Origin of the sequence: Neobacillus sp. GCM10023253 (genome assembly GCF_042653105.1) — a bacterium.
Lineage (GTDB): Bacteria > Bacillota > Bacilli > Bacillales > Cytobacillaceae > Neobacillus > Neobacillus citreus.
Window position 1 is genome coordinate 197,502 of record NZ_JBHSHV010000029.1, and the last position, 13,052, is coordinate 210,553.

Consider the following 13,052-nt stretch of genomic DNA (forward strand, 5'->3'; position numbering starts at 1 on the left):
GCATTTGACCCGGCTGTCCGTATGGCCTTAACTCCCTGAAGGAAGTGGTCAAAATTATCTGCTTGGAAAGACTCAAGATTAGATATATTTTAGCTTTCCAAAATAACGCTTCTTCATATTATCCGTATATGAGATAAATGTCAATAGCTTTTTTGGCTTTTTTTGAATTAACATAAATTGGTGATGCATGGGGACGGTTCTGATGCATCACGTAAAGGAAAAGGGACGGTTCTTCAGCTTCAAAATGAAGCAAAAGAACCGTCCTCGTGTGTTAATTTCTGATCAGATAATCAAATGCGCCTAAGGCTGCAGTTGCCCCTGATCCCATTGAAATGATGATTTGTTTAAATGCGCTGTCGGTACAGTCGCCTGCAGCAAAGACTCCAGGGAGGGTCGTAGCCCCGCGTTTGTCTACAATGACTTCACCGAAGCGAGTACGTTCAACTGTACCATCTAACCACTCGGTGTTTGGAACAAGACCAATTTGAACGAACACACCTTGTAGTTCAACATGGTGTTCTTCGCCAGTTGCACGGTCAACATAGGTAATACCGTTTACTTTGTCAGTACCGGTAATTTCTTTTGTTTGAGCGTTCTTGATGACTGTTGCATTTGGAAGACTATTGAGTCGGTCTTGCAGGACGGAATCAGCCTTCAGCTCTGGAGCGAATTCAATAACGGTTACATGCTTTACAATACCAGCCAGGTCAATCGCTGCTTCAACGCCGGAGTTTCCGCCGCCGATAACGGCCACGTCTTTCCCTGCAAACAATGGACCATCACAGTGAGGGCAGTAGGCTACACCTTTGTTCTTGAATTCCGCTTCGCCAGGAACATTGACATTACGCCAGCGTGCACCTGTTGAAAGGATGACAGTCTTACTTTTAAGAACAGCACCATTTTCGAGTTCAACTTCAACAAGGTCATTTTTTTCCAAGCGTTTCGCACGCTGCAGATTCATGATATCAACGTTGTACTCTTTCACATGCTCTTCGAGACTTGCTGCCAGCTTAGGACCTTCCGTGTATTTCGTACCGATTAGGTTCTCAATACCGAGCGTGTCCATCACCTGTCCGCCGAAACGTTCCGCGACAATACCAGTACGGATGCCTTTGCGTGCAGCGTAAATCGCCGCACTCGCACCGGCAGGACCGCCGCCGATAACAAGTACATCATATGGATCCTTATCAGCAAACTCAGATGCATCCGGACCAGTTCCCATCTTAGCAAGGATTTCCTCGATGGTCATACGGCCGCTGCCGAAGGTTTCACCATTTAGGAACACTGTTGGAACAGCCATGATGTCTTTGCTGTCAACTTCTTCTTTAAATGCCGCACCATCAATCATTGTATGAGAGATGCTTGGGTTAAGAACACTCATCACGTTCAGTGCTTGTACAACATCAGGACAGTTATGGCAAGTTAGGCTAACGTAAGTTTCAAAGTGATATTCACCTTTGATGTTTTTTATTTGGTCGATGACTTTTTGGTCAACCTTCGGTGCTCTTCCGCTAACCTGAAGCAGTGCCAACACAAGGGAAGTAAATTCGTGTCCAAGAGGGACTCCGGCAAATGTTACCCCCGTGTCTTCTCCAATCCGATTCACACTAAAGCTTGGCGTTCTCTGCAATTCTGTTTTCTCTACCTTAATACGGGTTGACATGGCAGCTAATTCGTCCACAAGGGCCAACATGTCGCGAGACACATCATCAGATTCTGCGCTTACTTTAAGCAGCACATCGCCCTCCATCATTTGGAGATATTGGGCTAATTGTGCTTTTATATCTGCATCTAAAATCATGGTTATGACTCCTTAAATTTTGCCAACTAGATCAAGGCTTGGCTTAAGGGTTTGAGCTCCTTCTTGCCATTTAGCAGGGCAAACTTCACCTGGGTTGTTGCGAACGTATTGAGCTGCTTTGATTTTGTTAACGATTGTGCTAGCGTCACGGCCGATGCCATCAGCGTTGATTTCCATAGCTTGGACAATGCCGTCAGGATCGATGATGAAAGTTCCGCGTTGTGCAAGACCTTCTGCTTCATCTAGTACATCGAATGCACGAGTAACCTTTTGCGCAGGGTCGCCGATCATAACATATTCGATTTTGCTGATAGCTGGTGAATGATCATGCCATGCTTTATGAGTGAAGTGAGTGTCTGTTGAACAAGAGTATACTTCAACGCCAAGATCTTTAAGAGTTGCATATTGGTTTTGCAGGTCTTCTAATTCAGTAGGGCATACGAATGTGAAGTCTGCTGGATAGAAGCAAAGGACGCTCCATTTACCTTTGAAAGTTTCTTCAGAAACTGAGATAAACTCACCATTTTGGTAAGCTTGTGCTAAGAATGGTTGTACTTCTTTACCGATTAAAGACATAATGATCTTCCTCCTGAGGGTGTATTAATAAATAGTTCACTATAGCATTATTGCCAAAACTACAGGGAACTAATTATTTTCCTTTTAATTATAATTAGTTTTTTAAAATAATTCTAATACAAGAGATATTATTATATAAATATTGCCATTTTGTCAAGGAGAATGAACTTTTATTTAAAATAATTGGCGCCAATCAATATACTGGAAAATAAACTCCAATTTTCAATTGCTATTAACATTTCTCAATTAACTGATGCACGGGGACGGTTTTTCTGCCTCAGTGAGGCAGAAAAACCGTCCCCGTGCATATTTTTTGGATACAATGAATAATGAAGGGAGTGATCCAAGTGGCTGCAGGTGAAGATTTTCAGTTGCGATTGCAAAATATTGAGCTTTTGTCATCTACGTTGTATTCGGGGATTGAAATTTTTCTTGTTCTTGATGGGGAATTAATCATTGAAACCAATAGCAGGTTTTATCATCTTAAAGAATATGATTACCTTGTGATTAATCGAAATCAACTATACCAAGTCAAAGGATCGAAGAAAAATACGGTTTTAACCTTAAGTGTTCCAGATTCTTTTATCTCGACATATTATTCGGAGTACCGCCATTATCAGTTTGATTTATTTTCCCAGCAAATCGACCGAGGGAAAGAAACTATGATGTCGGAAATGCGAAAACTCCTTGCGCAGTTGATGGTTATTTATTGCAGGCAAGAAGAAGGTTATCGTCTTGAAATGCAAGAAATGGTCTGTAAAATTCTACTGATGCTGATCCGCAGGTTTAAAAAGGAAGGAAGGATTTCTGAAAATATTCAGGTCGAGGATTCAAGGCTGAAAGAGATCATTTTGTATCTTGAACAGCATTTTGATGAACCGCTCACATTGGAGGAAGTGGCTCATAAATTTTATTTGTCTCCCAGTTATTTCTCCCGATATTTTAAACAGCAAGTAGGGATTGGCTTCATAGGCTTTTTAATGAATATTCGCTTAGAACATAGCGTTAAGGATTTGTTGTATACAGACGAATCGATTACATATATATCATTGAAAAATGGCTTTCCCAACACCAAATCTTTTTCAAGTTTGTTTAAAAAGGTTTATGGGGAAACACCTCATACATTCCGTGAAAAGAACGTACAGGAAAAAGTGGCTCTTGTTGAGAATTTTCAGCTGAAGGATACAGAAATCTTGCTTAGTTCTCCTGATATATTAATGAAATTAGGCGTTCTGATCACAGAAGGAGAAAATGCAAAATCATTTAGTAATACAGAAACCCGCTTGGAAGAGCTGAAAATCGAGGTAGGCTCTGCCAATAGAAAAATATTAAAACATCCAAACCAGATTCTAATGATTGGTGAACTAAGGGAATTACTAAAGAAATCCGTTCGAACGCAAATTCTTTTAGCGAAAGAAGATTTAAATATTAAGTATATTGGAATTCAAAAATTATTGAGTGGCAGGACGATCCCGCCAGCGGTAGAAACAGATGAATTAATCCCAACGACCTCACCGTATTACAATTCAGACGAGGTCATTCAGTTTATGAAAACGAATGAATTGTCCTTATTTATCCAAGTAAACTACACGGAAATAGCAACAGCTGAGGATGCCTATTTACTTAAGCTGCAGAGCTTTTTAAAACATTGCTTACAAGTCTTCGGTGAAAGTTATCTCTCCACATGGTGCTTTTTATTTTCAGAAACATTTGATCAGGCTTTTGCGAGTAAACAATTAGAGAAATTTTATTTAAAACTGCGAAAGTTAATAAAAACAGAAATTCCTTCGATTCAAGTAGGGGCGTTTTTACCTTTTTCATTTACCGCTGGTACAACAAATGACCAGTATAAGTGGATTTTGCAGCAAGCTGCGGAAATTGATTTTCTCGCCTATAAAGTCAGCCCTAATGAAGTGATCAATTTTAAAGAATTAATCGACCACCATTATGGATTGGCAAAAGATTTTATAAAGGAAAAAACGGAAAAATTAAAGCAATATTTAAAAGCGCATTCCATTGATAAGCCGCTGCATTTGCAGACTTGGAACACCATTTCGGGAAATACCCGTTATACAAACGGAACCTTTTTCCGGGGAGCTTTAATCTTGAATGATGCCATTAAAGTTTCGGATGACGTGAAAACGCTCGGTTTCTGGATTAATACCGAAACACACGAGCAAAATATGGGAGGAAAAGATATTCCTTTAGAAGGAATGGAGCTGTTTCATTATTTTAATGGCAAGCGGCCTGTCTATTATGCCATGTCATTCTTCAAAAAATTGCAAGGTAAAGTAGTCGCAAAGGGTCCATCTTATATCATGACAGAAAATGAACGCGGCTATCAGCTTGTGTTAATGAACAGTAATATTGTGAACCCCTATTTTTCAATTGAAGAAACTTTTCTGCAAAAATTAATGCGAGAAATGCGGGTAACGATTAGTGGGATTCCTAGTGGTGAATATCAAATACGCAAATATGTTTTTGATAAAGATCATGGGGCCCTTTATAAAAACTGGCGGGAAAACAATAGTAAATATGGTATGGACCAAGAGATTATTGACTATATTATTCGGACAAGCCATCCAAGTTTAGAGGTTTATGATGAAATGATTGATGAGGAGTGGTCATTTTACTCCTATTTAACTGTAAATGCGGTTCACTTTTTTGAAATAAGGAAAGTAAACCTATAAGGTAAAAAATTGACCGTAAAATTTTACGTTCCTATTTTTAAAGTTAATAAATGCCTTTGACGATACCGTGATCTGCATAAAAAATGACTCCTTTTACAAGGGGTCATTTTTTTATAATAAAGGCACAAGATGATTTAAATCACCTGTTTTACTTTTAAGAGTTTGCAGTTTAACCAAGACAAAAAAACAAATAATAATGGTCAAGGAGGAATTTATGATGAGCACCTATAAAGGTACAAATAAATTAATTACCGGAATTGTGTTTGGTGTTATTACATTCTGGCTGTTTGCACAAGCAATGGTCAACGTCGTCCCATCTGTTCAAGCGGATTTAGGGGTATCACTTGAGGCGTTGAATATAGCGATTAGTTTAAGTGCGTTATTTTCAGGAATGTTTATTGTGGCTGCGGGCGGGCTCGCAGATAAAATAGGACGTAAAAAAATTACCAATATTGGTTTGATTTTAAGTATTATCGGCTCGCTTTGTTTAGTGTTTGCCCAAGGAGCGGTTCTTCTTATTATCGGACGTATCATTCAAGGCTTATCTGCAGCATGTATTATGCCGGCAACCATTGCGTTAGTAAAAGCGTATTATGAAGGAGCAGATAGACAGCGGGCATTAAGCTTTTGGTCCATCGGTTCTTGGGGCGGATCAGGGGTTTGTTCGTTCGCCGGGGGCGCAATTGCTACTTACATGGGATGGAGATGGATCTTTATCTTTTCCATTATATTTGCGCTGCTTGGTATGTTTTTAATTAAGGATACTCCAGAAAGTAAGGGAGAAACATCTGGTGCTTTTAAATTCGATTATGCAGGTTTAGGCATCTTCATAATTACCATGCTTGCTTTAAACGTGTTTATCGCTTTTGGAGCAGATTTAGGATGGACAAGCCCAACTACCATCATCCTTGCTGTAGTTGCAATAGTTGGAGCGATTGTCTTTTTCAAGGTGGAAAGAAACAAAGCTATCGTGTTAATCGACTTTTCCTTATTTAAAAATAAGCCATATGCAGGAGCGACTTATTCAAACTTCCTATTAAATGCAATCGCAGGCACACTTGTTGTCGCAAACACTTATGTACAAGTCGGCAGGGGATTCACAGCCTTCCAATCAGGTATGCTGTCACTCGGCTACTTGGTTGCTGTGTTAGCCATGATTCGTGTCGGAGAGAAAATTCTTCAAAGAGTTGGAGCGAAGAAACCGATGATTTGGGGAACGATTATTACAACAGTTGGCGTTGCGATGATGGGATTAACCTTCCTGAATGACTTAACATATACGATTGCCGTGTTTATTGGCTTTGCCTTATTTGGCCTGGGACTTGGAATATATGCAACACCTTCTACCGATACTTCAGTATCCAATGCCCCATCCAATAAAGTGGGTGAAGCAGCAGGAATTTATAAAATGGCAAGTTCGCTTGGCGGCGCCTTCGGTGTGGCGATTTCCGCAACGGTCTACAGCACAATGGCGGCCGTTTCCAGCATTGAAGTCGCAGCAACCGCAGGTGTCATCGTGAATGTGATCTTTGGTGTGCTGGCGCTGTTATCCATTATCATCATGGTTCCGCAAAATGCAGGGAAAGAGAAAGAGCGGGAGCGTGTAATGAAGGCCGAACCACAAGCAAGTTAATGTGCGGGGAATTTTTGCAAAAAAGATTGAATGGAGGAACTGGGAATGAAGAGCAAACTAATGCAAATGTTAGAAGAGCGTAAAGAAGAAATGATTGAAATTCGCCGATATCTTCATGAACATCCTGAACTATCGTTTGAAGAAGAAAACACAAGCAGATATATCGAAGAATTTTATAAAGGAAAAGATGTCAAGGTAGATCGGAAAGTGGGCGGCGGCAACGGGTTAATCGTGACGATTACAGGCGGAAAGCCAGGGAAGACGATTGGATTACGCGCTGATTTCGATGCTCTGCCAATATTTGAAGAAACAGATGTTCCGTTCAAATCGAAAAATCCAGGTGTCATGCATGCCTGCGCTCATGACGGCCATACTGCCTATCTCATGGTGCTGGCCGATTGTTTAATCCAGTTAAAGGATGAAATTCCTGGTACGATTAAGATTATTCACCAGCCTGCTGAAGAGGTACCGCCAGGCGGAGCAATCGGCATGATCGAATCTGGGCTGCTTGATGATTTGGACAATATTTTCGGTATTCATTTACTGCCAATGGGACCTTCCGGGGTTGTTGGCTATAACAGTGGATACGTCTTTCCTGGACGTGCCTACTTTAAATTAAAGGTCCAAGGGGTAGGCGGCCATGGTTCTTCGCCTCATTTAGCCAATGATGCGATTGTCGCCGGAGCTCATTTTGTAACGGCTGTTCAAACCGTTGTCAGCCGCCGCTTAAATCCATTTGATATGGGCGTCGTCACCATTGGGTCATTTGACGGAAAGGGTACCTTTAATGTCATTAAGGATAGCGTCGAAATTGAAGGCGATGTGCGGGCAATGACAGATGAAACCCGTACGTTAATCGAAACAGAAATTCGCCGTATTTCAAGAGGGATTGAAGAAGAATTTAACGTCACTTGTGAGTTGACGTATACACCTGACTATCCGCCACTGTATAATAATCCGGAACTCACGGAGATGGTCGCAGAGGTTCTCAAGAACGCAATTGATAAAGATATTACAGAGGTAAGGGAATTTCCGAAATTGTCTCCATCAGAAGACTTTGCGCACTATGCGAAAAAATTCCCAGCCTGCTTCTTCTACATTTGCTGTACACCAAAAGGGGTTGAAAAACCATACTTCAACCACCATCCGAAATTCAACATTGACGAAGACGCCCTCCTAGTAGCAGCAAAAGCTGTCGGCCAGGTTGTTTGCGGTTATTACGGAATATGATGCATGGGGACGGTTCTTCTGCTTCAAAAAATGAAGCAGAAGAACCGTCCTCGTGTTTTAATCTTCTTTATAGAAGCGTTCTCCGGTCTCCGGATTGAAGTAAACGACTAATTTTTTATTTGTGGTTGGATCAATGGAAACTTCATTTGTTCGGATGAAGCCTTTAGGTACTTGCTGTCCATGTTTATTCTTGAAGCGGCGGTCCCAAATGAGCCAGGAGAGGATGATTAGCATAATCAGAATGAAGATTTGGATGCCGTAAAATCCCAAAATCCACTTCATCGTTTATTCCTTTTCCGCAACAACAGCTGTTCCGTAAGCAACAATTTCACTCATATTCTGGCCGATTTCTCCTGAGTCAAAGCGCATCATTACAATCGCGTTTGCTCCCATTGCGGCAGCATTTTTCACCATCCGGTCGATCGCTTGTTTCCTGGCATCTTCAAGCATTTCTGTATACTGATTGATTTCGCCGCCGACAAGCCCCTTTAAGGAAGCCATAATATCCTTGCCAATTCCTCTTGCCCTGACAGTTAATCCAAATACAGGACCTAACACTTCTGTCACTTTATGATTCGCAATATTTTCTGTTGTTACGATAATCATACCGATCCGCCCCTTAACAAAAATAATACCTACATGTCTATTTTACTTTCCGTTGGATATAAATACCATTACTTTTTAGTGTGCAAGGGGCGGGTTCTTCTTTTCATTGAAACCCCAAATAATCACTCCTATAATTAAAGGTGTTTAACAACTTTAGAAAGAGTGAGTAACGAACATGTCTATTTTAAAAAACGACTGGGAGCATTTGCTAGAAGGGGAGTTTGAGAAACCATATTATCAACGTTTGCGGAAAGTATTGGCCGCAGAGTATCAAACAAGAGAGATCTATCCCGATAAATATGATATTTATAATGCGCTGCATTTTACCCCTTATCATGATACGAAAGTAGTGATTATAGGCCAAGACCCATATCATGGTCCCGGTCAGGCCCATGGTTTAAGTTTTTCAGTTAAACCGGGGGTAGGAGTTCCGCCGTCTTTGCAAAATATTTATAAGGAACTGCAGTCTGATTTGGGATGCTATATTCCCAATAATGGATTCTTAGAGAAGTGGGCTAAACAGGGCGTATTAATGCTGAATGCGGTCTTAACCGTCCAAGCGGGAACCCCAAACTCGCATAAAGGCCTTGGCTGGGAGATGTTCACGGACAAAGTTATAGAAACATTAAATCATAGGGAGACACCGGTAGTGTTTATCCTTTGGGGGAATTTTGCCCAACAAAAACAACAGCTGATAACCTCATCACGGCATTTCATTATAAAGTCGCCGCACCCAAGCCCATTTTCCGCCAACAGGGGCTTTTTTGGCAGCAGGCCCTTTTCCCGTGCGAATGCAATTTTACGTGAACTGGGAATGGAGGAGATTGATTGGCAGATACCTAATCTATAGAATGATGCAAAGGGACGGTTCTTCTGCTTTAAAAAATCAAGCAGAAGAACCGTCCCCTTGTCTCATCTTTAATAAACGATAACCGGCTGATAGGCACTGAGGTTATTGTACACGGTTTTCATCACGCTTGGCGGTGTGTTGACGCAGCCGTGTGATCCTGCCGCAAGATAGGCTTTACTTCCCCAATTTGATCGCCAGTTGGCATCGTGGAATCCCTGTCCGTCATTCGTAAACGGGGCCCAATATTGAACAGGAGTCTGATAAGTGATTTTTCCGTTTTCTCTGCCCGTTAGGATGGCAGATGTTTGCTTATAGAGGATATACCACACTCCTGGTGATGTACCATGACCGGTGTTTTGTGTGCCTGTTACGACATTCGTCGTGACGACTAATTGTCCATTTTTGTATATCCAAATCCGCTGCTCAGCAATAGAGACTTCGGCATACGTATCGCCAATGCCATTGTTCGTAATCGTATCATATCCGTATCCTTCACCTTTCCAGCCTTTACCGTAAATATTGGAGGCGGCTACGGATTTCTCCCCATTTTCAAAAGCAGCCAGAATCCTCGGTATTTCTTTATCAACGTTTATGGCCCAGCCATAGCCTTTGCCTTTTACCGATATCACTGAACCTGAATGGGTCTTGAATGAGAAGTCCTTATTTAATGTGGATTGTGAATTATTAATTTCAGCAATCTTATTCTTTATATCACTTGCATCTTCAATCTTAATCTGCAAATCTTTTGAAATGGAGGCATTTTTAATTAATTCGCCTGCGTTTAATGGAAAAACTTTATCCTGAACCTTATATTCAACGGTCTGCGCAAGGAATTCTTCCAGCTTTTTCTGTTGACTTTTTACAAACTCGCTGTCTTCTTTAATGGGCTGTATGTATACAGGATTAAGGTGGATTTCACCAACATATTCATGCTTTTCGTAGTCCTTGAGAAGACTGGCGACATCGTACTGTTCACCGTCAATGCTGTTAGAAACAACAATTTTACCCTGTTCCAAACGAACAACAGCATCTTGAGGCACCTTTAAACTTTGATTCATGGATAGCAGCTTTTCTTCCAACTGTTTTTTCAACGTCTGATTTCGATATTGGTCCTGATTTCCAGGCATTAATGAATAATCTTTTGCTTTTGAAGACGGTAAAAACGTCCACTGGCTTTTTAATAATTTTTTGACATCGGCCAAATCTTTGTCCGTAAATGCCATCTTCGTATCTTCACCATCTATAATTTGCTGATTGCCGATATAGACCACGTTTTTTAACTCGGTTGTTTTTAACTTGTTAAGTGCTTGCTCAGCACTCAGTCCATTGACTTTTACACTATTAATCTTGATATTTGAATTAAAGTGGGTTGCCTGATAATAGCTGCCTGCCGCAATGACTGCAAGACCAACGATGATACTTCCTGTGATAAACTTCCAGTTTGCAAACCGTTTTGTTGGATTTGCACGTTGTTGATTGATTTCATTAATATTTACCGTACTTTCCAAAAAGAATCCCCCCACCCTAGGTAATTTCAGCTATCAATCCTATAGACGTTAAATATATTGGTTATGTTTCAATTTTTACTATTTTTTAACAAAAACATTAAATTGTAACTACTATTCTACTAAATGTTATCGTCAAACATTGTCGTTTTTTGTTTGCTCGTAAAAAATACTGGGATAGGAATGATGAGGAACTTTAACCTTCTTTTTTCATAATGTAAATTAATCAAGTACGGAGGAGTAAACAAATTGAACCATATTGAAATGATCCCAGGAAGATTGTACGCAGGGGGGAGTATTTCTTCCGATGACTGGAACTTTGTTAAAAGAAAAATATCGGCAATCGTAAACCTCCGCATAACCCCTGATCAGCCTGAATTTGATTTTTCAAGGAGAGTTATGATTTGGTCACCCATCTTTCTTTGGGTTAAACCAAGCGTGGAATGGTTAGATAATTTGATGAAGCAAATAAACAAGTTGGTGGACCGGGGGCATCGAGTTCTAATCCATTGCAGGTTTGGCATACACAGAACTGGTTTTATTCTAACTGCTTTTTATATGTACCGGTATCGGTTAGATCGTGAACAGGCACTGCGGAAAGTCAGGAGAAAGAAACCAGATGTCGCACCGCCGCCCATTTATATGGAAGTATTATCAAAATACGAAAAATTTCTGGGCATAAAATGATGCATGGGGACGGTTCTTCTGCCTCAGAGGCAGAAGAACCGTCCCCCTGTTTCATTTAACTTCCCTTAAGCCCTTCCCGTCATGAATTTCTTGAATCCCTTCCTCGCAAACTCCGTAGGAACGCCAGGAGCATGTTTCGCAGATGGTTTGAATATCGGCGGGAACGACAAACTTTCGGATGTGCGATTCGATCTCTTCCCAACTCAGAATTTGTCCGATTTTAAGCCCCATTTTCTCTAAAATAGCGGCGTCTCTAGAATAAATATGATTGTCTTCGCAGTGGTATTGCCCAGAGTTAGGGTATTTTTCGCACAACTGATCAGGTCCATTTACAAGATGAATTAAAGTTGTGGGGTTTTTTCTCAAGTTTTGATGTAAATGTGTCATATTTTTCACGTATTCTTCGGAATAGCCCATTCCCCGATAGCCAAGAAGACAAAAAAGATGATGACCTCGCAGCCTGTACATAAATCTCCCCCCCATTTAATGTTAAAGGTAAACCTAAAATCTAATCTAGTTAACATATTATAACACGTTTAATGATGCACAGGGACGGTTCTTCTGCTTCAAAAGCAGAAGAACCGTCTCCTTTTTTATATTGCTTATGATGCACGAGAACCGTCCCCATGCATCATATCAGTCTTGTCTATTTTATCACCATAAAAAGGAATACGAGGATGCGGCAAAGATGGGGCTTGCGGTGATTAAGTTTGGTAAAAAAGTCTTTGGTATGACCCATATTAACTTTAGCCAGGCTCTAAATCATTTAGGGAACGTATACATACGGCAAGGAAAGTAACGGAAATCGCTAAATCTTTATCTAAAGGCTGATTTATGGAGACAAGCATTTTCGTTATCTCCAATCAGTAAAGGTCCGTGAACAAATCGATCATCAAGACATTATCCCAGATGGGGTGTTTCTTGATTTTTAGGAGAGATTTCATGTTAAAAGAACCTAACTTTGTCAGGGATGTTCATTTACAATTTTCCGAACCGTTAAAAAAAATTCCTGGTCAGATAAAATACATTATTATTCACCATGCGCAAGAACAGGGCTGGGATATTTATAAGACCCACCACTTTCATCAAGCAGTACGGAAATGGAGTGGAATTGGCTATAACTTTTTTATAGAAGCAAACGGAGAGATTCTGAAGGGGAGAGGCTACCATGTAGGCGCCCACGCTTATCATTATAATGAAGTATCACTCGGTATTTGTCTTACTGGAGATTTCGATGTCGACAATCCGACAAAAGAGCAATTATCGTCAGCGAAAAATCTTTGTCACTATTTAATGAACGAGTTCAATATCCCTGTATCCGATGTTTTAGGACACCGTGAGTTACCTGGGACAACCAAGACCTGCCCCGGGAAAAAATTCGATATGGATCAATTCCGTGATTTCATCAGTCAAAAATGATGCAAAGGGACGGTTCTTCTGCTTCACGAAGCAGAAGAACCGTCCTCGTGTTTGC

Annotated in this window: 12 protein-coding genes; 6 read left to right on the forward strand and 6 right to left on the reverse strand. The window is 40.7% G+C overall.

Annotated elements, in window-relative coordinates:
- Nucleotides 1-271: 271 nt before the first annotated feature.
- Both ahpF and ahpC read right to left on the reverse strand, forming a co-directional pair.
- A complete protein-coding gene (gene ahpF / locus ACFPA1_RS28165; protein WP_213147594.1) occupies nt 272-1,801 on the reverse strand; it encodes an alkyl hydroperoxide reductase subunit F in 1,530 nt (509 codons plus the stop codon).
- A gap of 12 nt (nt 1,802-1,813) precedes the next feature.
- Nucleotides 1,814-2,377: an alkyl hydroperoxide reductase subunit C gene (gene ahpC / locus ACFPA1_RS28170; protein WP_213147593.1), complete on the reverse strand. Its 564-nt coding sequence runs from the start codon at nt 2,375-2,377 to the stop codon at nt 1,814-1,816.
- Between the two features lie 347 nt (nt 2,378-2,724).
- Here ahpC and ACFPA1_RS28175 point away from each other — a divergent pair, with 347 nt between their 5' ends.
- From ACFPA1_RS28175 to ACFPA1_RS28185, 3 genes are all read left to right on the forward strand, one after another.
- A complete protein-coding gene (locus tag ACFPA1_RS28175; protein WP_378588241.1) occupies nt 2,725-5,067 on the forward strand; it encodes a helix-turn-helix domain-containing protein in 2,343 nt (780 codons plus the stop codon).
- A 214-nt stretch (nt 5,068-5,281) separates the two neighbouring features.
- On the forward strand, nt 5,282-6,700 hold the full coding sequence (locus tag ACFPA1_RS28180) for an MFS transporter (RefSeq protein ID WP_378588244.1): 1,419 nt from the start codon (nt 5,282-5,284) through the stop codon (nt 6,698-6,700).
- 45 nt (nt 6,701-6,745) lie between these two features.
- The gene (locus ACFPA1_RS28185) at nt 6,746-7,930 is read left to right on the forward strand and encodes an amidohydrolase (RefSeq protein ID WP_378588247.1); all 1,185 of its coding nucleotides are present in this window, start codon (nt 6,746-6,748) and stop codon (nt 7,928-7,930) included.
- A 57-nt stretch (nt 7,931-7,987) separates the two neighbouring features.
- On the opposite strand, the gene ACFPA1_RS28190 is transcribed toward ACFPA1_RS28185, so the two are convergent.
- Nucleotides 7,988-8,212 (reverse strand): hypothetical protein, encoded by a 225-nt coding sequence (locus ACFPA1_RS28190; RefSeq protein WP_378588250.1) that lies wholly within the window; start codon nt 8,210-8,212, stop codon nt 7,988-7,990.
- 3 nt (nt 8,213-8,215) lie between these two features.
- Entirely contained in the window at nt 8,216-8,536 is a 321-nt protein-coding gene (locus ACFPA1_RS28195) for a YbjQ family protein (protein ID WP_213147589.1), read from the reverse strand.
- A 175-nt stretch (nt 8,537-8,711) separates the two neighbouring features.
- Between ACFPA1_RS28195 and ACFPA1_RS28200 the strand changes: the two genes are divergently transcribed.
- Entirely contained in the window at nt 8,712-9,386 is a 675-nt protein-coding gene (locus ACFPA1_RS28200; RefSeq protein ID WP_378588253.1) for a uracil-DNA glycosylase, read from the forward strand.
- Nucleotides 9,387-9,454: 68 nt separating this feature from the next.
- Here ACFPA1_RS28200 and ACFPA1_RS28205 read toward each other — a convergent pair whose 3' ends face one another.
- On the reverse strand, nt 9,455-10,894 hold the full coding sequence (locus tag ACFPA1_RS28205; RefSeq protein ID WP_378588256.1) for a L,D-transpeptidase family protein: 1,440 nt from the start codon (nt 10,892-10,894) through the stop codon (nt 9,455-9,457).
- A 246-nt stretch (nt 10,895-11,140) separates the two neighbouring features.
- On the opposite strand from ACFPA1_RS28205, the gene ACFPA1_RS28210 reads away from it, so the two are divergent.
- A complete protein-coding gene (locus ACFPA1_RS28210; RefSeq protein WP_378588259.1) occupies nt 11,141-11,578 on the forward strand; it encodes a protein-tyrosine phosphatase family protein in 438 nt (145 codons plus the stop codon).
- Nucleotides 11,579-11,629: 51 nt separating this feature from the next.
- On the opposite strand, the gene ACFPA1_RS28215 is transcribed toward ACFPA1_RS28210, so the two are convergent.
- A complete protein-coding gene (locus ACFPA1_RS28215) occupies nt 11,630-12,046 on the reverse strand; it encodes a DUF1284 domain-containing protein (RefSeq protein ID WP_378588262.1) in 417 nt (138 codons plus the stop codon).
- Between the two features lie 474 nt (nt 12,047-12,520).
- On the opposite strand from ACFPA1_RS28215, the gene ACFPA1_RS28220 reads away from it, so the two are divergent.
- Complete coding sequence (locus tag ACFPA1_RS28220; RefSeq protein ID WP_378588265.1) at nt 12,521-12,997, forward strand: peptidoglycan recognition family protein; 477 nt, start codon at nt 12,521-12,523, stop codon at nt 12,995-12,997.
- Nucleotides 12,998-13,052: the final 55 nt, after the last annotated feature.